Source organism: Deltaproteobacteria bacterium (genome assembly GCA_015233135.1).
Taxonomy (GTDB): Bacteria; UBA10199; UBA10199; order JADFYH01; family JADFYH01; genus JADFYH01.
The window spans coordinates 76006-96221 of sequence record JADFYH010000007.1; the positions used below are offsets into that span (position 1 = coordinate 76006).

Below are 20216 nucleotides of genomic sequence, written 5' to 3' on the forward strand. Positions count from 1 at the left end.
CCTGCAAGGGAAGTTAAAAATTTAATGAAAAATAACGGAATTGTTAAAAAAAGTTGAAAACCAGGAGGGGAAAAAATATCCCTAAAGGTATGCCCAATATTACTCGCCCTTCTTCGTCATAAATCGATCATAGAGAATTCCATATCGAATGCCGCGATCGCTCACCACGACACGATCAATTTTGAGTCTCTTCAGAACTCCCTCTAAGATACAAGCTCCGGCCAGGATTACATCAGCACGTTTGGATTCCATGCCGATGATTTGGCAGCGCTCTGCTATTGTTTTGTTTTTGAGCTCCTCTATAATATTTTCCAGGGAGTTTAGGCTTAAAACAACACCCTGAATTTTTTGAGAATCAAATTGCAGAAGTTTTTGGTCAATTTGGGAAAGGGTGGTAAGGGTTCCCGCAAGGCCAATAAGTTCAAAAGGAGCTTGAGGAAGTTCAATATTTTCCAAATCGCTATCCAGTTTTTGTTTGATGTTTGCTTTAAGAAGTAAAAACTCTTCTTTGCTAATGGGGTCTTGTTTTACTATCTCTTCGGTTAGCCTCACCGACCCTAGTTTCATCGAGAGAGTGCGGATTCGATTGTTGCTTTTTTCCGAGGAAATTTTCCAAATCAGCTCTGTGGATCCTCCTCCGATATCCAGGACAACCAAGTTGGAATATTTTTTTTTAAAATCAAAATAAGCAGAAAGATAGGCCAGTCTTGCTTCTTTTAAGCCGGAAATGATTTCTACTTTAAATCCACAATTTTTTTGAACCCGCTGAACAAATTCTTGAGAATTTTCGGCACGTCTTAAGGCCTCGGTTGCAATACATAAAATGCGCTCAACTTGATGCTTATGAGCCAGGGCTGTATATTTGCGAAGTTGCTCCATCGTTCTATCCATGGCTTCTGTGCTAAGTCTTCCCGTTTTGCTTAGATTTTCGCCAATGCGGGTAATTTCACACTTTTCAAAAAGTGGACGAATTTTTCCATCCTCAGAAAATTCTGCAACCAGCAAAATAACAGAGTTGGAACCGAGGTCTATGGAGGCTATTTTCATAAAGATCGTAATTGTAAAACTCATTGAGTTCTACAAGAGTCAGGGGAGTCTCGGTGACCAATCTGGATTCACGCAGTCTCCGCTTTTGGTAATGGCAGTGGGGTTGGTTCCTTCCCAGAGCATGATATAGATATCGGATTTATGACTACGATCACTAGTGTAAACGATGTAGCGTCCATCGGGAGAGTAGCTGGGGGATTCATTGCTTCCCATTCCATTGGAAACTTTTTGAACCATGGAGCCATCAATATTCATGGTGTAAATGTCAAAGCCTCCACCATCTTGCAGTGAGTAGGCAATCTTATCTCCTTTGGGAGACCAATCGGGCTGGTCATTGAAGGCGCCGCTAAAGGTGATACGCTTGATGTTTCCCCCGTTTTTATCCATAGTAAACAGATGAAGGTGCCCTGCACGTTCGGATGCATACACCAAATTTTGACCATCGGGAGACCAAGCTGGGGAATAATCAATTCCCTTAGAGTGCGTGATTTGAGCTATTTTGTTTCCTTGAGAATCGATAAGAAAGATTTCAGGATCTCCCATCATGTTACTGGAAATCGCAATGGAAGAACCATCGGGAGACCAAGCTGGAGTAAGATTAGAAGAATTGTTGAAAGTGACACGCTTGGCTTTTCCTTTTCCATCCGTATTGACAATAAAAATCTCTGGCCAGTATTTGGCATAAGAAGTGAAAGCAATTTGTCTTCCATCTTTCGACCAATCGGGGGAAACATTAATGGAATTATTGTCTGTTAATTGAACGCGGTTTTCGCCATCAATGTCCATCACAGTGATTTGTCGTTTCCCCACAGGCCCACAGGCAGCCACGATCTTGGTGGAGAAAATCCCTTTTTCTCCAGTGAGGGCCAACAGGATTTCGTCCATAAATCGATGGACCGCAGCCCTGTAACTTTTCTTTTCTACTTTGTATTCTTTCCCCACGAGCATCTCGGAAGTATTGGGATCAAACAACCTCCACTGAAAGGTAAGATTTTTTCCGTCGATTTCCAGGCCTGCTTTTACTAGGGCCTGGGCCCCTATACCAGACCATTGTTTGAAATTAATCTGTTCTTTCGTGAGTCCTGTTTCTTGAGGATAATTCGATTTGCTCAGCACTTCAAAATAACCCGCAATTTTTAAATCGTTTTTCAAAATCTCCGCAACTCTTGAGGAAAAATTATCTTTGTCTTTCCCTTTAGTAATTTGCAAATCGGGTACCGCAATGGGAAATTTATGTTCGGCGCTGGGTTGATCCAAAATAATGTAGATGTGTTTTTGAGTGATTTGGATGTCCCCTCCGGCAGAAGTTCCTGGCGTCGATTCTGGGGTTTGAGCTGAGAGAGGGATCGAAATTAAACTCAGCAAGAGTAGTTTTGGAATTATTTTTTTCATAAATCACCCAGGATTTGTTTAGGAGATAACACTAGAATATCCTTAATTTTTCTAAAATCTTTATCGAGAGTTACCAAAGTCAGACTTTTCTTCTTGGCTATGTAGTACTGAAGACTATCATCAAAATCGAGTTTAAGTTGAGGACTTAGTTTTAAAATCTCGATTTCTTCTTCCAGGGTTGTTGCGTAAATTTGGATATAGGGATGAAATTGGATATGGGTTAGAAACTCTAGTAGAAGTATATTGCTTTTAGTCCGACCTTCTAAAATGGCCTCGATTGCGTGAATAGAAAATAAGGAAACCCACACATTTTTATCTTGATTGATGGTTTTTATAAGCGCTCTACAAGATTTGCTTTGTTCTTGATCAAGTAGGTGCTCTAAAAAAATGTTTGTATCGAAGAGGTACATTATCTTTTTTTGAGCCTGAAAGCCATATGGGCCAAATCCACAGAGCTAATGTTTGGAAAATCTTTTTTAAGTGCCCCTTGAAGTTTAAGTAAGCCGCGCATTGCTTTTTTTCTTTTCACTTCATTTTCATCGTGGCGCATCATTTGAGTTCTGGCGATATCCCAAGCTTTTTGAATAAGCCACGATACATTGCGTTGCGTTTCTTCCGCGAGTTTTTTTATTTCTAAGGCAGTGTTGTCGGGTAACGAAATACTGATTTTCATGCTACCAGTATGACCAGTAGGAATTTATTGTCAAGCGGCCTTCTCTTTTTTATCTCCCAAATTGCACCACAACTCCTTGGCTGAGGGCAATGGCGCAATTTTGTGGCAAAGGTGGAAAGTTGGTGCTTTGAATCGCTTTTTGAGCGGAGTTGTCCCAGGCTAAATCCCCCGATTTTTGTTTCCAGCTGACCGCGCTCACTTGCCCCGAACTGCTAATGCGAATAGTGGCCACAGGCGGACGTGCGGGTTTTGTTTCGCCTTTCATTTTTGCCCAATTGTTCAAAATTCTTTGTTTCACCTGACCTGCATAAACACTGCATTCCGAATTGGATCCCCCGGCAGTTCCCGCTGCAGTTCCTTGTCCAGTGGTGTTACCGCCACCCGCCTGGGCTTTTTGTTCATTCGCTAAATCGCCAGTAATTTTTGCCAAGGCATTTTGAATTTGATTGTCTTGCCTCACGGTCTTGTTTTTCTCATTTGTCTGGGTATTTTTTTTATTCTCTTCTTTTATTTTTTTTGGGTTCAAAGTCACTATTTCTTTCGGCGTTACTATTTTCTTGGGGGGATGGGCTTCTTTAGGAAGCTGGGGCTGCACTTTTTGCTGAGGCACAGTTTTTATTTCTTCTTTATTCTCTTTGCCCTTCACTTCAGCAACACCGGAAGTTTTTTCAATACTGAGGGGACTGCCCAAATTCACCCAGGTGATTTGGGTCTCGGGAGGCTTGGTTTCCTGATTTTGGGCAGACCAAAAGAAAAATAGAAAAGAAACGAGGACATGCAAGATCAGGGAGAGAATCAGAAAACGGAGGTAAGAGATGTCGGTATTGAGTGTGAAAGTCATTTGGTAAAGCTTACTTCTCTTCTAGCTGTGCTTCTGCTTCAGTAATCATTCCCATTCGTTCGACGCCTGCATTTTTACAGGCTGCCATTACTTGTACGACTGTTCCATAAGGAATTTTTTTATCCGCTCTCAGATAGAGTTCTTTTTTCGCTTTACCCGCAAACACCGTTGAAAGTTTAGCCCCCAGGTTATCCAGGCTAAATGGGGATTTGGTGTCAGTCCCTAGATAGACAGACCCGTTTTTATTGATGGTTAAGATGACGTCTTCTTTGTCAGTTTTGATGGCTTGAGTTGTGGCTTGAGGCAAGTCCACATTTACCCCCTGAGTCATGAGAGGGGCCGTCACCATAAAAATGATCAACAACACCAACATGACGTCCACCAGGGGAGTGATGTTGATTTCGGCCAAGGGAGAATCATAAGCCTGGTTGGAATTCTGAAAAGCCATTTTAGAAGAACTCCTTTTTAATTCTTAATTGAAGATCTTCTCCAAACAAATAAAGGTCTTTGGAAAGTCTGCGCACCTTTGTTTGAAAGTAGTTGTAACCCAATACGGCAGGAATGGCTGCCGCCAGACCCACAGCAGTGGCCACCAAGGCCTCGGAGATAGCGGGTCCTACGGTGGCAAGAGAAGTGTTGCCTGTTTTACCGATGTTCCAAAAGGCCTGTAAAATTCCCCACACGGTTCCAAATAGTCCGACAAAGGGAGAGGAAGAAGCGGTGTTCGCCAAGAAGGGAAGCATGTTTTCCAGGCGCTCCAGACTTTCGTTGGTAGTATTTTGAATAATGCGGTGAATTTTTTCCAAACTGAGGGTCCCCGCAGAGGCCGGGTCTTTGCTCCGAAGCTGGCGGTAACGAATAATTTCAGAGAGGGCTTCGGAAAAAACTTCGTAAAATGGATTTCCTTCTCGGGCGGTGGCCTTGGCAACCACTTCATCCAAGGAGTCCGCCTGCTCATACATTTTCAGAAATTGCCTGCCCGAATTGCGGGCTTTTTTAACCTGCAAAAATTTAAAGAGGATGGTGGCCCAGGAAATAACAGAAAAAACAACCAAGATTAAAAGCGTGATTTGAACGATGGGATCACTGGCACTAATCAAGTGGAATATATTCGAAGTGCTTTCTTGATTTCCGGCTTGGTTTTCGAGGGCTGGAGCTTGTAACAAAAGACCAAAAGTAAACATGTAAAAATACTCCTTCGTGGTTTGTGAAATAGAGAAAAAATTTTGTAAGCGAAGTGTTTTTTAATGTCAACTCTGAAAGCATGAAAAAGCTCCTCAGCATCTGCATAACTATTTGTTTTATAAGTTTTTTAAATTGACTTTATGTTTCAAAAAATCTCAAACTAGGGATTCTCATAAAAAATGTCTGGTGAATACTTTTTTAGGCTTCATTTGACAGCTCTATTGAGATCCGCTACCTAACTGCGGAAATTGAACAATGGTTCTTTAATTTAAAAAGGGAAATGAAATGAGAACAAAAATTTTGGAAGCCTTAGCTAATTCTTTGCCAGTGCAGCAGTTATTGAAAAGCGAAACTGTGACCCAAACCTTGGGCTCAGTCCTAAATTTAAGAACTACGGTTGAAAATTTTATCGAACAGAAAATCTTGAGCACCCTCAAGGTGTTTGAAGTCCCTTCCCGAAAAGAAATTGCACAAATGGAGAAAAAAATTCATCACCTTGAATCGGAGTTGATGAGTATGCATCGTAGGGCCCTAATTAAAAAATTAAAAGGCAGCGTAGAAAAGTCAAAGGGTGAAAAAAATAAAGCTGAAAAGACTGAGCAAGAACAAATTAGGGAAGAGTTGTCTGGTGGCGAGCGAACAAAAAAAGTAGAAAGGTCTAAAGCCGAGAAATCAAAAGTGGGGAAGAAAGCGGTTAAAAAGAAGAAAAAGTAGGTTCTATGGGTATTTCCTCTTCGCTTTCCCCAGCATCTTCTATAGGGATCTTCGATTCCGGTGTAGGGGGGCTCACTGTTTTTGAGGCCATTCAAGAACAACTTCCACAAGAAAATCTTGTTTATCTGGGTGATACCGCCCGCGTTCCTTATGGAAATAAAAGTCGCGAAACGATTACGCGTTACTCCATCGAAAATACAAAATTTCTTTTGCAGTGTGGCATAAAAGTGCTCATCATTGCCTGCAATACCGCGTCCGCCTTGGCGATAAGCGAACTTCAAAAACAATTTTCGCTTCCCATTATCGGAGTGATAGAGCCAGGCGCCCTTGCAGCAGTAGCGACTACAAAAACCAAGGAAGTTGCTGTGATTGGAACCGAATCCACGATTCGGAGTGCTTCTTATGCCAAAGCCATTGCTCAATTGAATCCAGCTATCCGCGTTTGGGGAACCGCTTGCCCTTTGTTTGTCCCTCTGGCCGAAGAGGGTTGGATGGACGAAGAAGTCACAAAACTCGTTGCCGAAAAATATCTTTCTTCTTTTCATAAAACTCCCATCGATACGATTATTTTGGGCTGTACACATTATCCTCTGCTTAAAAAACGTATTGCTCAAGTGATGGGAGTTTCTGTCACTTTGGTCGACAGTGCAGAGCAAACCGCCTTGGCCTTGCAACAACTGCTTCAAAAAGAAAGTCTTCAGAATCCGCAAATACAAAAAGGTTCAGAAACTTTTTTTGTAACCGATTCTCCCGACCGTTTTCGCCAGGTGGGTAGAACTTTCCTGGGTAGACCTCTGGAGGGAGTTACTTTGGTGAGTGTTTAATTCTGAATTCTTTTCTTTTCACTCCATTACATTTTAGGCATAATTTACACTTATGCCCAAAGACCCAAAAAAAAATGAAGAAGAAGAAAATCAGGAATGGCTCGAGTCTTTTGACGAGGTTTTGGAACACGAAGGCCCGGAGAGGGCGCGTCAAATTTTAGCGGAAGTGGAACAGCATGCCTCGGAAAAAGGAATTTTGCTTTCAGCCCTCAATACCTCCTATACCAATACCATTTCTCTACAGGCGCAGCCTGTTTATCCTGGAGATCTGGAACTCGAAAAACGGATTCGAAGCATTATTCGCTGGAATGCCATGGCTATGGTGGTTCGGGCCAATAAAAAAGAAGATGGAATTGGGGGGCATATTTCCAGCTTTGCCTCAGCAGCCACTCTTTATGAGGTTGCTTTTCAACACTTTTTTAGAGGACGAGGGGAAAGTGGTTTTGGGGGCGATCAAATCTATTTTCAAGGCCATGCCTCTCCCGGGATTTATGCCCGAGCCTTTCTGGAAGGACGACTCAGTCAAAAACAACTTGAGAATTTCAGGCGTGAATTAAAGGCGGGTGGCGGCTTGTCTTCTTATCCCCATCCCCAGCTGATGCCTGAATTTTGGGAATTCCCCACCGTCTCTATGGGTTTGGGACCTATTGCGGCTATCTATCAGGCTCGCTTCAATCGTTATTTGGAGGCTCGAGGGCTCATTCCTGCATCCAGCCGGCGCGTCTGGGCATTCTTGGGAGATGGTGAAACCGATGAACCGGAAAGTTGTGGGGCCATTTCTTTGGCTTCCCGTGAAGGCTTAGACAACCTCATTTTTGTGATCAATTGTAATCTTCAACGCCTGGACGGCCCCGTGCGAGGGAATGGAAAGATCATCCAGGAATTAGAAACCCTTTTTCGAGGCGCGGGATGGAATGTAATTAAGGTGATTTGGGGCAGCGATTGGGATCCGCTTTTGGAACAAGACCACGATGGTTTGCTAAAGAAGCGCATGATGGAAGTCAGCGATGGGCAATATCAAACTTATGCCGCTTGTAACGATGGAAAATATATCCGCGAACATTTCTTTGGGGCTTATCCCGAATTGTTAAAGCGGGTGGAGCATCTCTCTGACGAAGATTTGGCGCGCCTACGTCGTGGAGGGCACGACAGCGAAAAGATGTACGCGGCTTATAAAGCAGCCGTGGAGCATAAAGGTTCACCTACGGTTATATTAGCCAAGACCATCAAGGGTTATGGTTTGGGAGAAGCGGGTGAAGGAAAAAACGTGACCCATCAACAAAAGAAACTCAATGAAGAAGAACTCTCCGAGTTTCGTACACGCTTTGGTATTCCCATTTCGGATGAAGATCTGGCCTTTACCCCATTTTATAAACCCATAGAGAGTTCCAGCCTCATTCAATATTTGCAGGAACGTCGTGCAAAATTGGGAGGCTATGTCCCTTCTCGCAAAACGCTTTTACTTCCTCCACTCCAACTGCAAGAAAATTTGTTCGATGAATTTTCGGCGGGAACCACAGGCCGTGCGGTATCCACCACCATGGTGTTTGTGCGCATCCTTTCAAAACTTTTGCGTGATCCAAAACTGGGCAGAAATGTAGTGCCTATCGTCCCCGACGAAGCCCGAACTTTTGGGATGGAATCGCTCTTTGCCCAACTGGGCATTTATACTTCGCTTGGACAAAGGTATGAACCCGTAGACAAGAAAAATATCTTTTTCTATCGTGAGGCCGTCGACGGTCAAATTTTGGAAGAAGGCATTAACGAAGCGGGGGCCATGGCTTCTTTCTGTGCCGCGGCTACGGCTTATTCCAGCCACGGGGTGCAATGCATCCCTTTTTATATTTTCTACTCGATGTTTGGTTTTCAACGTACGGGCGATCAGATTTGGCAAGCCAGCGATATGCGTGCGCGTGGTTTTTTACTGGGAGCTACCTCCGGGCGTACGACTTTGGCGGGTGAAGGATTGCAGCATCAGGATGGGCAATCGCATTTGCTCGCTTATCCTGTGCCCAATTTAAAAGCTTATGATCCTGCTTTTGCCTACGAGTTGGCGGTGATTATTCAAAATGGGATGGAACGGATGTATGAAAAGCAGGAGAATGTTTTTTACTATATTACTTTGCACAATGAAAATTATGCAATGCCTGTGATGCCGGAGGGAGTAAAAGAGGGGATATTGAAGGGGATGTATCCGATTGTCCCCTCTCCTCAATCCTCCCCCCCGAGGGGGGAGGAAGTAGGAATTAATTCATTATCTCCCTCGCCCCTTGCGGGAGAGGGCCGGGGAGAGGGGCCATTAATTGCGAACCTCTTCGGCAGCGGAGCTATACTCGGTGAGGTCTTGCGCGCGTCAAAAATTCTGGAAGAAAAATTTAAGATAGCTACAAAAATATGGTCTATCACTTCTTATAAAGAATTGTATTGTGACGCAAAAGAATGTGAACGTTTCAATTTAGAACATCCTGAACAAGAAAAGAAACTGCCTTATTTGAGGCAATGTCTACAAAACGAAAAAGGTATTTTTGTGGCGGCCTCCGATTATGTGCGTGCTTTACCCGATTCGATTTCTGCGTGGTTTCCCAAAAAACTTTATGCCTTGGGTACCGATGGCTGGGGGCTCAGCGAGAGCCGTGCCTCACTGCGGCGACATTTTCGAGTGGATGCCGAATGGATTTGCTACACAGCCCTTTACGCCTTGTGGGAAGAAGGAAGTTTTTCTTTGGAAGATTTGAAGAAGGCGAAGGAAGAATTGTTAGGATAAATGGAGAAATAACTACTATGGATTTTCTACTCCCCACTCTTGGAGAAAATATTCAAACTGCCGATGTGGTTCGCGTGTTAGTTGCTCCGGGTCAGCAAATTAAAAAAGATGAACCCATTCTGGAATTGGAAACTGCAAAGGCCGTTTTTGAGCTTCCGGCGCCCAGTGCGGCGACGGTTCAGGAAGTTTTAGTGAAGGCGGGAGACAAGGTAAAAGTGGGGCAGCGGGTGATGAGATGGGAGACGAAGGAAAATTTCAAATCCAAAGAAGTAAAGGTTAGTGAAAAACCAACTGGATCTCTCGCAACAGCTCGAGATGACAAAGTTCTGTCACCTCGAACGGAGGGGAGAGGTCCAGTGGATCTAAATGCAAAAGCCTTTGCCTCCCCCCTCGTGCGTCGTCTGGCCCGAGAGAAGGGAATTGATTTGTCACAAGTTCAGGCTTCGGGTGAACATGGAAGGATACTCCCTGCAGATCTCGAGCAAAAACAGAATTCTGTGGCATCCCACTCAGAGTCTAAATTCGAAAAACCTTCAATTCCCCTTCCCGATTTTTCAAAATGGGGTAATGTCGATCGCAAGCCTATGAGCCAACTGCGTTTGGCGGCTGCTCAAAATCTGACGCAAGCCTGGAGTCAGATTCCTCATGTCACGCAATGCGAAGAAGCCGATATTACCGAGGTGGAAAAATGGCGCAAGGGTGCGAAGTCAAAACTGACAATGAGTGCGATTCTAATCAAGATTTTGGCCGAGCTTTTAGAAAAATTTCCTAGCTTTAATTCCAGTATCGATTTGGCAAAAGAAGAAATCATTTATAAAAAGTACAAGCATGTTGGAGTTGCGGTGGATACAGAGCGAGGTTTAGTGGTACCGGTGATTCGAGATGTCGATCAAAAAGATGTATTTCAGATTGCAGAAGAATTAAATGTATTGTCTGAAAAAGCGCGCTCAAAGAAATTAAAGTTGGAAGAAATGCAAGGGGCTTCCATCACCCTTAGCAACCTAGGTGGAATTGGCGGAACTTTTTTTACTCCCATTGTCAATTGGCCCGAAGTGTCTATCCTAGGGGTTTGCAGAGCGAAGCTCACTCCTGTGTGGAAAAATAACGGGGTGGAACCCCGACTGATTTTACCTTTGTCGCTCTCTTATGATCATCGGGTGATTGATGGGGCAGATGGGATAAGGTTTTTGAGGGCACTAGTGGAGAAGCTGGAGAGTTTGGCTAAAATTGAGTAGAAAATCCAGACCTTGTTTGATTTTTAAAAGATCAATCTCTGCAAGAGGACCTAATTCTTTTATGAAAAAACTTCTATGCAAGGTGTGTATTTGATCGATTAATATATCCGATGGTTTCTCAATTTTTAATTGGGCAGAAGGGCTCACTCGGCATCTTAAAATGTTTTCCTTTTCAAGTTTGGTAGTGAGAGGAACAAGAGTGATGCTTATGGTCTCAGTGTTCAGAACATCATTGGATTGGAGTACAACTGCAGGCCGGATTTTCCCGGGTTTCGATTTGATCGGAGGATTCATATTTACCAGGTAACAATGGCCTTGTTTAATCAATAGGTTTTCGGATTTGATGGAACTCATTGAGAATTTCCTCATGCTCTTTTTTGGTTTTTTTGTAGTATTCTTTTAGCTTTTCCAACTCTTTTTTTCGAATGAGCTGTTTGTTGTATTCAGCAATTGCTTCGTTGATATATTCGGTTTTAGAGCGGTATGGGTAGAGCTTCAGGATCTGATTGATTTCAGATTCTATTTTAGGCTGAATATTTAATTTAAGGGCCATAATATGGTACCTCCTATAGGACTATATCTAGGGATATAATTTAGGTGTGTCAAGAGGGCTTCTTATGTCAAAAAAATTAGAAAAAACTCAAGTGCTAGTTCTCGGTGCTGGTCCAGGCGGATATGCAGCCGCTTTCAAAGCGGCAGATTTAGGGCTTCAGGTGACTTTGGTGGATACCGAGGCAAACCCAGGTGGAGTATGTTTATACAAAGGTTGCATTCCCTCCAAGGCGCTTTTGCATGTGGCTCGAGTGATTAATGAGGCAAAGGAAGCTTCGGAATTTGGCTTGAGTTTTTCATCCCCCAAAATTGATCTTCAAAAATTAAAAGCCTGGAAAGAAGAAGTGGTAGGCAAATTAACCGCTGGTTTGAGCATGCTTTCCAAACAACGCAAAATTAATTTTATTCAAGGTCGCGGAGACTTGATTGATCCGCATCAGTTGCTGATTCAAGGCACAGATGGCGAAGAGTCGATTCTTCCCTTCGAATATTGCATTTTAGCCACTGGATCCCGCCCATTCATCCCTCCTCATTTGGCCTTGGAAAGTCTTCATCTTTGGAATTCTTCCAAGGCCCTGGCCTTGGAAGAAGTTCCTTCAAAATTGCTCGTGGTGGGAGGCGGTTATATCGGCTTGGAGTTGGGAAGTGTTTATGCGGCCTTGGGTTCCCAAGTGCATGTGGTGGAAATGCTCGATACACTTCTAGCCAGCGTAGATCGCGATTTGATCAGGCCTCTGGCCCGTCGCCTGGAAAATACTTTTCACAGCATTCGCCTCAAAACAAAAGTGGTTTCGATTGTCGAAAAAGGAACAGGCCTTACCATTGTTCTGGAAGATGCTGAGGGAAAGCAAAGTGAAGAAGATTTTGACAAGGTGTTGATCGCCGTAGGCCGCAAACCCAATAGCAGCGGCATCGGATTGAGGGCCTGCGGCATCTTAAAGGACGAGAAAGATTTTATTAAAGTGGATGCAGAACGCCGGACGAATCTGCCCCACATCTTTGCCATTGGAGATGTGGCGGGAGAGCCCATGTTGGCGCATAAAGCCACCCATGAGGGAATTGTGGCGGCTGAAGTGATTGCGGGAGAAAAAGTGATTTTTGATCCACGCTGTATTCCTGCCGTAGTGTTTACCGACCCTGAAGTGGCCTGGTGTGGACTTACCGAGACCGATGCCAAAAAACAAAATCTGGAGGTAAAAGTTTCGCGCTTCCCCTGGACTGCGTCCGGACGCGCTTTGAGCCTGGGTCGAAGTGAAGGAATGACCAAAATAATTTGCGATGCAGCCACCGAGCAAGTGCTGGGAGTAGGAATCGTGGGTGTTGGAGCCGGAGATTTGATTTCGGAAGGAGTACTGGCCATTGAAATGGGGACTACGGCCAGCGATTTGAAATTGTCCATTCATCCTCATCCCACACTTTCAGAAACCTTGATGGAGGCGGCGGAAGGGATTTCTGGGACGAGTTTGCATGTGTATAAGCCGAAGAGGGGATAGTAATGACCGATGCTGGTCCCTTTGAGACGATCAACACGGTTCATATTCCGAAAGGCAGTATTCAGTAGATCTTTCATAAATCAGCGAACGGTCCAAGTGCAAGGCGCGGAGGGTCCAAAATACCGGAGTTTGCTACTGCAAATGAGGATTTTTTGGATACCGCAACGCCGCAATTGGATCGTGCAGCGATTTATGAAAGAGATCTAGTCCTTCAATTTATCCCATTGTCCCTTCACCCACTGCACCTGCCTACAAATTCCTCGAATAATATTTTTTTCCGGATCTGTAATCTGAGCTCGGTTAAAAAGATTTCTTAAAATTCGAGGGATATGTTCCGGGTTATTATTTCTCACAAAACCAATATCCAAAAGCATTTGAGTGAGGTGTTCATACATTCCTTCCAATTCTTTCACTGAGGGAAGTTTTGCTTTTTTTTCTTCTTTGGGCTTCAAATTAAATCGATAAAGCTCGTGCGCCACCAACAAAACTGCTTGTGAAAGATTATAAGATTCAAATTTTGGATTGGCGGGGATGGTCACCAAATGCTGACACAGCGCAAATTCTTCGTTGGAGAGTCCATTCATTTCATTTCCAAAAAGAAGGGCCACCTTGCTTTTTTTGGGAACTTGTTCCGCGATAAACCCAGGTAGCTCCGACAAGTCCAGGGTGTTTTGACGGTAACGCCCACGACGGCGCGTAGTGCCTATCACAAAATGGTAAGGCTCTAAAGCCTTGGGCAAATCCTTAACGACCGGGGCTTTTTCAATGAGAGGATAGGCACCTACGGAATAGCGCTTCACATCCAGATCGTTTAAATCAAAGACCGGGTTCACCAAAATCAGTTTTTCAAATTCACAGTTTTTTAACGCGCGCGCCACAGCGCCGGCGTTACCGGGATACTGGGGGCGAACCAAGATAAAATCGAGGAGTGAGGAAAGGGCACGAGACATTTATTTAGAATCGCCATGGGAAATATCCACAAAAGGAACAGAATTCCCCATCATGTACTGAGGCAATTTTCCATCCCAACGCTTCACGGCCTCGAGTTTTACCAGATTTTGATTTTGTTGCAGGGCCTCGGTTTGAATTCGAATAGCTTCGGCCTCCGCCTTGGCTTGGGCAATACGTTGTTCGGCTAAAATCTGCGCCTTCTTTAGCTCATTTTCTGCCGTGAGTGCATCTTGTTGAGCTACTTGCTTGCGTTCAATCGCATCCGAAAAGGCCTTGGAAAACTGAAAGTTCGTAATCGCCAGCTGTCTATATTCGAGATGATTTTTCTTCAATACATCCTGAAGCTTGGCCTGAATGAGAGAACTCACTTTTTCACGTTCAGTAATCAATTCGGCCGCTGTAAATTGCGCCGTGACGGACTTGAGAGACTCTTGCATCGCCGGATCCAAAATAACAGACTCTCGATTCACTCCGGGTTGCTGCACGTACTGGTTCACTTCCAATTGAACCACCGTGTAATTCAAGGTCAGATTCGTGATCACATCCTGAAGATCTTTGGACACTGCTTGGGCATGCTCCAGCTTTATTTCTCGAGGTTGGGTATTGATCCGAACCACCTTTTCCATGAGAGGAGTTACAAAGTGAAAACCCTCGTTAAAAATCTTGTCACTCACCGCACCAAAGCGTAACACCACCCCACGCTCCCCTGGTCCGATAATCACAAAGGGAGAAAGGATATTCAACAAAATCATGACGACAAAGAATCCCCCAATAAACTTTACACCTTTACCGATTTGACTCATAAATTCTCCTTATATTAAGCCGCTTTTTCATTCAAGCGAACACTCACCGTTTTAGACACCCCTGCTTCTTCCATAGTTATTCCATAAAGCACATCCGCAAGTTCCATAGTACGCTTGGAGTGGGTAATGAGGATGAATTGGGAACGCTCTGTCATTTGTTTGACCAAGGCGTTAAACCGATCGACGTTGGCATCATCAAGCGGGGCATCCACTTCGTCCAAGATACAGAAAGGAGAAGGCTTAAAGAGAAAGATGGAGAAGATGAGGCTGACTGCAGTGAGCGCCTTTTCTCCCCCTGAAAGCAGACTGATAGATTGCAATTTTTTACCCGGAGGCTGAGCCACAATTTCAACACCGGTTTCGAGGATATTATTTTCGTCGGTGAGAAGCAGCTTGGCCTTACCGCCATGGAAGAGCTTAGGAAACAATTCTTCAAAACGGTTGTTGATGGCTTCGAAGGTATCTACAAAGCGCCTTTTGGTAGAACGATTAATCTTTTGAATGGTGTGATGGAGAGACTCTAAAGATTTTTTTAGATCCTCGGCCTGAGCAGTTAAGAAATCGTAGCGTTGCTTGATCTCTTCATATTCGCTAATCGCAGAAAGATTCACCTCCCCCATTTTGGAAAGTTTTTCCTTGAGTTGCAGCACTTGTTGCTCAAAGGCCTCTGGGTTCTCGATAAGCTGCCCCTGATATTGTGGGGCGATAGTAACAATGTCGGTGTGGTAACGTTCAAAAATTTGCTCCTTCAAAAACTGCAAACGACTTCTAATCTCGGTAAGCTGCAATAACCCTTTATTGAAAACACTTTGCGTTTGTTCGTGATCCAAACGAATTTGTTTCAGCTGAATTTCTTTCTCTCTCATTTGACTCTGATGCCCTTCAAAGGCCTCCTTTAGCAATACCTGCTTTTCGGAAAGCCCTCTTACCTCAAAAATAAGCTCTTGTAACAACACCTTGGAACTTTCGATTTCCTGACCCAGTTTTTGGGCCTCTTCCGTTCCGCTCTGAATCAAACGTTCACAGGCTTCCATACGAAGCAACGCGGCACGTTTTGCCTCTACCAAACGAGAGATTTCCTTATCGACTTGTATCTTTTTTTCCTGAACGTTCTGGGCCTCCAGTGTTCGTAGGGTAAGATCTTGCTTACGGCTCTCCCACTGTTTTTGCTCAATTTGAAACTGTTCCTTCTCTTTTAACAGCTCCCTCTCTTTCTGACTTTTTTCTTCCTCAAATAGAAACAGATTTTCAGACAAAAGCACCAAATCGGCATTCATCTGATTCTCGCGTTCGCACAACTCGCCTCTTTCGCGCTCCAGCCTCGTTTGCGCTTGTTCCAAACGATGCACCTCAAAACGCAAATGCCCAAAATCTTTTTCAGAGTCCAAAATTTTCAGGTCTTCAATATGAGCCTCACGCTTGAGTCCTTCGAGCCATTTTTGGAGAATTTGCACCCATTCACTCTCTTGCCTCAGCTCTTCTTCCTTTAGCCTAAGCTTGACCTCCAACCCCCACACCGAATCCCGAAGATCTTTTATCTCTCGTCTTCGCTTTAATAAAACCAAGGATTCATTCTGCTCCGATCCACCGGATACCACTCCATAGGCATCCACCACTTCCCCTTCCAGGGTAACGAGAGTTGTTTTACGTTGGGTAGACCCATTCCACATCTGGATAGCAGCACCCAAATTCCGCACAAGCAAAACATCTCGAAACAAATAATCTCCCACAGGGGCATAATCCTCGCGCACCTGTACAAAATCTTTTAGAGGGCCTAGTACTCCTTCGTGGTTTTCATAAATCTCTTCATTTACCCAATCCCCTTGCGGCTGTCCGGAGACACACATCGGCACAAAACTGGAGCGCCCTGCCACTTCAGATTTCAGATACTCCAGCGCTTCCAGACCAGCAGCCTGACTTTTCACGACCACATATTCCAATTTTTCTCCGAGTACGGCTCCCAAGGCCGTCTGGTATTCAGGCTTGGTTTCAAGGATGTCCGCAACAGTTCCATAAACTTCACTCAGCTCATCAGGATTTTCACTTTTTCGCAGCAGCACACGACGCACACCTTCTTTGTATCCCTCAAATTTTTTCTGTATTTCCTCCAGAGAGAGAAGACGCGATTTCTTGTGAGAAAGTTCGTCTTTTAGAGACTGAGATTGATTTTGAAGTAAAGCCACCCCTTGTTTGGCCTTGTCCAAGGCTTGTTGGGTCGACTGAGACTGTTCTAATAAATCCAATTTCAACTGATTAAACTGTTCCAAAGAGCCCTCTAGAAGTAGTAATTTTTCCCTGAATCCCGCCAGACATTCCTGATTTTGGCTATAATCCGCTTGAGATTGTTCAAGACGCTGTGCCAGATCCAGTTTTTGGCGCTCAAAGGATTCTTTGCGACTTGCGGCCTGACTAATCTGACCCACCAACGACAACACCTGTCTTTGCAGTCCTTCAATCTTTCGGGCGATTTCTTCTTGCTTCAACCCTTGCTGAAGCACCTGTTCTTCATAAACGCCTAAGCCTTCTTCGGCCTGGGCAACCCTCAAGTCGACAATCGCCCGTGCCTCATTCACTTGGCTAAGCTCATTTTCGTATTGGATATTCTTCTCGCTCAGACCGGCAATTTCCAAGCTCAGTTGAGTGTGCCGCTCTTCCCAATTTTTAATTTCGCGGGTCTTAAACTGAAGACCCTGCTCATGCAGACTGATACTATTATTATTTTCGTAGAGCTTTTCTTGCAAGATGGACAATTCTCGTTCTTCCTCCGACAAAATAAATTTCAAACTTTCAAGCTCGGTCTCAAAATTTGAAAGCTGTGCCGCCATGCTGGCTTCGTCTTGCGAAAGCTTACCGCTTTCACTTTCTTGAAGATTCATATTCAAATTTAGATCCAAAAATTCCAGCGAAACAAGATGCAACTCTTTTTTGCGAAGCTCTTCTTTTAACTCCCGGTAACGCTCTGCTTTTCGGGCCTGGCGATCCAGGGAACTCAGCTGGCGGGAAAGCTCCTGAACGATGTCATTCAGTCGAGTCAAATTTCCTTCTGCCGCCTCCATCTTGCGCAACGCCGCTTCTCGACGTGCCTTGAACTTGGAAATTCCAGCAGCTTCTTCAATAATTTTCCGACGATCCTCCGGCTTGGCATGAATCACTTGCCCAATTTGACCTTGCTCGACTACTGAGTAAGCTTTAGTTCCCACCCCAGTACCCAAAAACAAATCGTAAATATCCCGCAAACGACATTGGATTTTATTGAGCAAATACTCGCTTTCCCCATCCCGATACAGGCGCCGGGTCACCGAAATTTCAGTATAATGATTAAAGGCAATGGGAGCTTTGCCCTCTTCGTTGGACAATATGAGGTTTACTTCTGCAAAGCTGGAAGGAGCACGCCTGTCCGTACCCGAAAAAATCACATCCTGCATCTCACGGCCCCGCAGATGCTTCGCACTCATCTCACCCATCACCCACCGAATTGCATCGACCACATTGGATTTGCCGCAACCATTCGGACCAACAATACCTGTCACGCCCTGCTGAAAATCGATAATAGTTCTATCGGCAAAGGACTTAAAGCCCTGTATTTCTAGTCGTTTGATTCTCATTGAGCCCCGTTTATTTTAGATAGTTTTTAGGAGAGATTTTGAATGGAGTTACACAAGAAAATGGAGATTGTAAACTGGGAAAGTATGACGCGGTGGGTAAAAAATTCTTTTTTAAGATTGCTCAGCTTATTTCAAGCGCTCAATCATCTCCCTCATTGCAATTTTAATTTTTTTCTCCAGGCCAGGGAGTTGAATGGGGTCTAAAACTGCATGCAGTTCGGATTTGATTTCTTCTGCGGTCACTTGATCCACCGTTTGTTCAAAAAACTTCAAGAACTCTTCAAAACTCATTTTCTTGGGCAGTGAGCTTTGTCTCAAACGTCGAGCAAAGTTCAACTTTTTGAGTCGATTTTCTAAAGTTTTTCGATTTGGCATTTCCCCTAAAATTTTAAAGAAAAAATAGATGTCATAAGCATCACGCATTAAGCGACGTTCGACCCAAGCCGACAATTTATTTGCAAAGGCAATATCATTTCGCATCACCTTTACCACATGAGAAACTTGATGATAACGAATTGAAACCTGACTGGTGGCAACAGCTTCGTATTCGCATTCTTTCGCAACATTAATTTCAATTTGAGTTTTATAATTCCCGTTTTTATTTTTTAGATAAAGTTTAAACCTTGCACTCGTTGAATGAAGACCCACTTCTAATTTCACACCTTCATAAGCAGAAAAAATATTTTGCATCAGTGGGACAATTTTTTTTTTAGATTTGAATGGAATAAAAACATAATCCAAATCATTCGTATTGCGTGGACAATCTAAAATTCTTAAAACCATTCCACCCTTTAAAATTGCATTCTTGGGAAGCTTTTCAGAAAGCAAATGAATCACACGCAAACGTAAGGCCTCATCGCTATTGATCATATCCATCAATCACTCCTTGGACAAATTTCACAAATTTAGGATTCCGATATTTTTTTAAATATTGAGTAAGTTTTTTTTGATCCAAATCTGAAACGTGAATATCTGAATAAATATTATACGTAAAACGATTCCCAGATTGATAAAAATAAAGCGTGTCTAAAAAAGCCTTTTCTTTATCCGCGTATCTTACTCCATTTTCATAATAATCATAACCAAACCACAAATGGCGCATCTTTTTAGGATTAAAACCAAAGTGGACCACACTTCCGACTTCAGATTCATAAAAGCGAGTTGTTCCCAACTTTGCCGCATATACTCTTCTGGCAGGAATAGTTCCCACAACAAGTTCTTTGGCTAACACGGTTGTGAAACTAATTGCAGACTCTGGACAAATTCTCATGGAGAGCCACTCGAGGTTCGCATCGCGAGTAACATAGAAACCCTTACAAAAACGATAAAGAGCTTTTTCTTCCAGCAAGCTTTTGATCGCTCGATTCAAATTGTAGGAATCGGATTTATGAAAAAAATTCGCCAGATCTGCCCAAGAAAACACCCCTTTTTGAGCTTCAATGGCTTTTTGAAAAGAAAGGCTATCGGAAAAACTTAATTTCATATCACCGGATATATTCATAAAAATGACAATATCTGTCAATATGAAATTATAAATTCATAATGTATGGAAAGGGGCAAAAATTGGTATTTTCTATACATTATGAAAATCTACCTTGGGACCACCACCACTCCACTCACCACCGGTGAAAGTCCAAACACCTCTTTCACCACTCCATTAATCTTAGAATATAGCTGTGTCGAGGATCCCCCATCGAAGCAAAGCGCCTCTTTTGCCTTCAGTTCATTGGCTAAAATTTTGGCAAGATCTATCGAGTCGAGTAGGCCTTTTTGGGTGACTCCCAAAATGATTTCAGAATCGGCCGTTTGGGCCACAAAGGTTTTTTGGGAGATATTGGTTTTGAGGCCCGAAACTACGTGCCCATTGTCCACCAGGCGGGGGCCTACTTGAATGGCGATCTGAAGGCCGGAACTCATTTGGAAATCTTTCAAGGCATCGATATGCGCCACCGCATTTTTATCGATGGAAAACACGCCCCACCAGGCCACATTTCGAAGGGGATTGATCTCTGCGAAATCGCAAGACAGGGACCCAGTGATCCGCAAGGATAGGGACCCACTCGGAGCGTAGCGACGGATCTTATTTTTTCTTTTTATAGGTGGGTCCCTATCGATGCAATTTGTTTTTTTCTGGGCT

20 protein-coding genes are annotated in these 20216 nt (G+C 43.8%); 5 read left to right on the plus strand and 15 right to left on the minus strand.

Features of this window, described 5'->3' with window-relative positions; genetic code table 11:
- Positions 1 to 99 precede the first annotated feature (99 nt).
- Genes HQM15_03595 through HQM15_03625 form a run of 7 tightly spaced genes read right to left on the minus strand, consistent with a single transcriptional unit; the run spans position 100 to position 5137 of the window.
- Entirely contained in the window at positions 100 to 1047 is a 948-nt protein-coding gene (locus tag HQM15_03595; protein MBF0491843.1) for a Ppx/GppA family phosphatase, read from the minus strand.
- A 39-nt stretch (positions 1048 to 1086) separates the two neighbouring features.
- Positions 1087 to 2439 (minus strand): Tol-Pal system beta propeller repeat protein TolB, encoded by a 1353-nt coding sequence (gene tolB / locus HQM15_03600; GenBank protein MBF0491844.1) that lies wholly within the window; start codon positions 2437 to 2439, stop codon positions 1087 to 1089.
- Positions 2436 to 2849: a type II toxin-antitoxin system VapC family toxin gene (locus HQM15_03605; protein ID MBF0491845.1), complete on the minus strand. Its 414-nt coding sequence runs from the start codon at positions 2847 to 2849 to the stop codon at positions 2436 to 2438. Before HQM15_03605 ends, tolB begins: the two co-directional genes overlap by 4 nt.
- On the minus strand, positions 2849 to 3112 hold the full coding sequence (locus HQM15_03610) for a ribbon-helix-helix protein, CopG family (protein MBF0491846.1): 264 nt from the start codon (positions 3110 to 3112) through the stop codon (positions 2849 to 2851). The genes HQM15_03605 and HQM15_03610 overlap by 1 nt, the downstream gene beginning before the upstream one ends.
- Before the next feature lie 49 nt (positions 3113 to 3161).
- Positions 3162 to 3953 carry a TonB C-terminal domain-containing protein gene (locus HQM15_03615; GenBank protein MBF0491847.1) on the minus strand — a complete coding sequence of 264 codons (792 nt, stop codon included), beginning with the start codon at positions 3951 to 3953 and terminating at the stop codon, positions 3162 to 3164.
- A gap of 10 nt (positions 3954 to 3963) precedes the next feature.
- Positions 3964 to 4401: a protein TolR gene (tolR, locus tag HQM15_03620; protein MBF0491848.1), complete on the minus strand. Its 438-nt coding sequence runs from the start codon at positions 4399 to 4401 to the stop codon at positions 3964 to 3966.
- A 1-nt stretch (position 4402) separates the two neighbouring features.
- Entirely contained in the window at positions 4403 to 5137 is a 735-nt protein-coding gene (locus HQM15_03625; protein ID MBF0491849.1) for a MotA/TolQ/ExbB proton channel family protein, read from the minus strand.
- A 286-nt stretch (positions 5138 to 5423) separates the two neighbouring features.
- Between HQM15_03625 and HQM15_03630 the strand changes: the two genes are divergently transcribed.
- Genes HQM15_03630 through HQM15_03645 form a run of 4 tightly spaced genes read left to right on the plus strand, consistent with a single transcriptional unit; the run spans position 5424 to position 10675 of the window.
- Entirely contained in the window at positions 5424 to 5852 is a 429-nt protein-coding gene (locus HQM15_03630; GenBank protein ID MBF0491850.1) for a hypothetical protein, read from the plus strand.
- Between the two features lie 5 nt (positions 5853 to 5857).
- Positions 5858 to 6676, plus strand: a complete 819-nt coding sequence (locus HQM15_03635; GenBank protein MBF0491851.1) for a glutamate racemase — start codon at positions 5858 to 5860, stop codon at positions 6674 to 6676.
- 52 nt (positions 6677 to 6728) lie between these two features.
- Positions 6729 to 9440, plus strand: a complete 2712-nt coding sequence (gene aceE / locus HQM15_03640) for a pyruvate dehydrogenase (acetyl-transferring), homodimeric type (protein ID MBF0491852.1) — start codon at positions 6729 to 6731, stop codon at positions 9438 to 9440.
- 17 nt (positions 9441 to 9457) lie between these two features.
- Complete coding sequence (locus HQM15_03645; GenBank protein ID MBF0491853.1) at positions 9458 to 10675, plus strand: 2-oxo acid dehydrogenase subunit E2; 1218 nt, start codon at positions 9458 to 9460, stop codon at positions 10673 to 10675.
- Here the strand turns inward: HQM15_03645 and HQM15_03650 are convergent.
- Both HQM15_03650 and HQM15_03655 read right to left on the minus strand, forming a co-directional pair.
- Positions 10637 to 11029: a type II toxin-antitoxin system PemK/MazF family toxin gene (locus HQM15_03650; protein ID MBF0491854.1), complete on the minus strand. Its 393-nt coding sequence runs from the start codon at positions 11027 to 11029 to the stop codon at positions 10637 to 10639. The genes HQM15_03645 and HQM15_03650 overlap by 39 nt on opposite strands.
- The gene (locus HQM15_03655; protein ID MBF0491855.1) at positions 10995 to 11228 is read right to left on the minus strand and encodes a hypothetical protein; all 234 of its coding nucleotides are present in this window, start codon (positions 11226 to 11228) and stop codon (positions 10995 to 10997) included. Before HQM15_03655 ends, HQM15_03650 begins: the two co-directional genes overlap by 35 nt.
- A 64-nt stretch (positions 11229 to 11292) precedes the next feature.
- Between HQM15_03655 and lpdA the strand changes: the two genes are divergently transcribed.
- On the plus strand, positions 11293 to 12720 hold the full coding sequence (gene lpdA, locus HQM15_03660) for a dihydrolipoyl dehydrogenase (protein MBF0491856.1): 1428 nt from the start codon (positions 11293 to 11295) through the stop codon (positions 12718 to 12720).
- A gap of 203 nt (positions 12721 to 12923) precedes the next feature.
- On the opposite strand, the gene HQM15_03665 is transcribed toward lpdA, so the two are convergent.
- From HQM15_03665 to HQM15_03690, 6 genes are all read right to left on the minus strand, one after another.
- On the minus strand, positions 12924 to 13670 hold the full coding sequence (locus HQM15_03665; GenBank protein ID MBF0491857.1) for an RNA methyltransferase: 747 nt from the start codon (positions 13668 to 13670) through the stop codon (positions 12924 to 12926).
- Complete coding sequence (locus tag HQM15_03670) at positions 13671 to 14474, minus strand: prohibitin family protein (GenBank protein MBF0491858.1); 804 nt, start codon at positions 14472 to 14474, stop codon at positions 13671 to 13673.
- 14 nt (positions 14475 to 14488) lie between these two features.
- Positions 14489 to 18079, minus strand: coding sequence for a chromosome segregation protein SMC (gene smc, locus HQM15_03675; GenBank protein ID MBF0491859.1), 3591 nt, complete (start codon positions 18077 to 18079; stop codon positions 14489 to 14491).
- Between the two features lie 126 nt (positions 18080 to 18205).
- Positions 18206 to 18955, minus strand: coding sequence for a nucleotidyl transferase AbiEii/AbiGii toxin family protein (locus HQM15_03680; GenBank protein ID MBF0491860.1), 750 nt, complete (start codon positions 18953 to 18955; stop codon positions 18206 to 18208).
- Positions 18939 to 19580 carry a hypothetical protein gene (locus tag HQM15_03685; protein MBF0491861.1) on the minus strand — a complete coding sequence of 214 codons (642 nt, stop codon included), beginning with the start codon at positions 19578 to 19580 and terminating at the stop codon, positions 18939 to 18941. The genes HQM15_03680 and HQM15_03685 overlap by 17 nt, the downstream gene beginning before the upstream one ends.
- 89 nt (positions 19581 to 19669) lie before the next feature.
- On the minus strand, positions 19670 to 20125 hold the full coding sequence (locus HQM15_03690; GenBank protein MBF0491862.1) for a phosphodiester glycosidase family protein: 456 nt from the start codon (positions 20123 to 20125) through the stop codon (positions 19670 to 19672).
- Positions 20126 to 20216 lie beyond the last annotated feature (91 nt).

Bases quoted from the DNA above. Each gene is read 5' to 3' on its own strand.
- HQM15_03595 (MBF0491843.1), bottom strand. From the start codon at position 1,047: ATGAAAATAGCCTCCATAGACCTCGGTTCCAACTCTGTTATTTTGCTG.
- tolB (MBF0491844.1), bottom strand. From the start codon at position 2,439: ATGAAAAAAATAATTCCAAAACTACTCTTGCTGAGTTTAATTTCGATC.
- HQM15_03605 (MBF0491845.1), bottom strand. From the start codon at position 2,849: ATGTACCTCTTCGATACAAACATTTTTTTAGAGCACCTACTTGATCAA.
- HQM15_03610 (MBF0491846.1), bottom strand. From the start codon at position 3,112: ATGAAAATCAGTATTTCGTTACCCGACAACACTGCCTTAGAAATAAAA.
- HQM15_03615 (MBF0491847.1), bottom strand. From the start codon at position 3,953: ATGACTTTCACACTCAATACCGACATCTCTTACCTCCGTTTTCTGATT.
- tolR (MBF0491848.1), bottom strand. From the start codon at position 4,401: ATGGCTTTTCAGAATTCCAACCAGGCTTATGATTCTCCCTTGGCCGAA.
- HQM15_03625 (MBF0491849.1), bottom strand. From the start codon at position 5,137: ATGTTTACTTTTGGTCTTTTGTTACAAGCTCCAGCCCTCGAAAACCAA.
- HQM15_03630 (MBF0491850.1), top strand. From the start codon at position 5,424: ATGAGAACAAAAATTTTGGAAGCCTTAGCTAATTCTTTGCCAGTGCAG.
- HQM15_03635 (MBF0491851.1), top strand. From the start codon at position 5,858: ATGGGTATTTCCTCTTCGCTTTCCCCAGCATCTTCTATAGGGATCTTC.
- aceE (MBF0491852.1), top strand. From the start codon at position 6,729: ATGCCCAAAGACCCAAAAAAAAATGAAGAAGAAGAAAATCAGGAATGG.
- HQM15_03645 (MBF0491853.1), top strand. From the start codon at position 9,458: ATGGATTTTCTACTCCCCACTCTTGGAGAAAATATTCAAACTGCCGAT.
- HQM15_03650 (MBF0491854.1), bottom strand. From the start codon at position 11,029: ATGAGTTCCATCAAATCCGAAAACCTATTGATTAAACAAGGCCATTGT.
- HQM15_03655 (MBF0491855.1), bottom strand. From the start codon at position 11,228: ATGGCCCTTAAATTAAATATTCAGCCTAAAATAGAATCTGAAATCAAT.
- lpdA (MBF0491856.1), top strand. From the start codon at position 11,293: ATGTCAAAAAAATTAGAAAAAACTCAAGTGCTAGTTCTCGGTGCTGGT.
- HQM15_03665 (MBF0491857.1), bottom strand. From the start codon at position 13,670: ATGTCTCGTGCCCTTTCCTCACTCCTCGATTTTATCTTGGTTCGCCCC.
- HQM15_03670 (MBF0491858.1), bottom strand. From the start codon at position 14,474: ATGAGTCAAATCGGTAAAGGTGTAAAGTTTATTGGGGGATTCTTTGTC.
- smc (MBF0491859.1), bottom strand. From the start codon at position 18,079: ATGAGAATCAAACGACTAGAAATACAGGGCTTTAAGTCCTTTGCCGAT.
- HQM15_03680 (MBF0491860.1), bottom strand. From the start codon at position 18,955: ATGGATATGATCAATAGCGATGAGGCCTTACGTTTGCGTGTGATTCAT.
- HQM15_03685 (MBF0491861.1), bottom strand. From the start codon at position 19,580: ATGAATATATCCGGTGATATGAAATTAAGTTTTTCCGATAGCCTTTCT.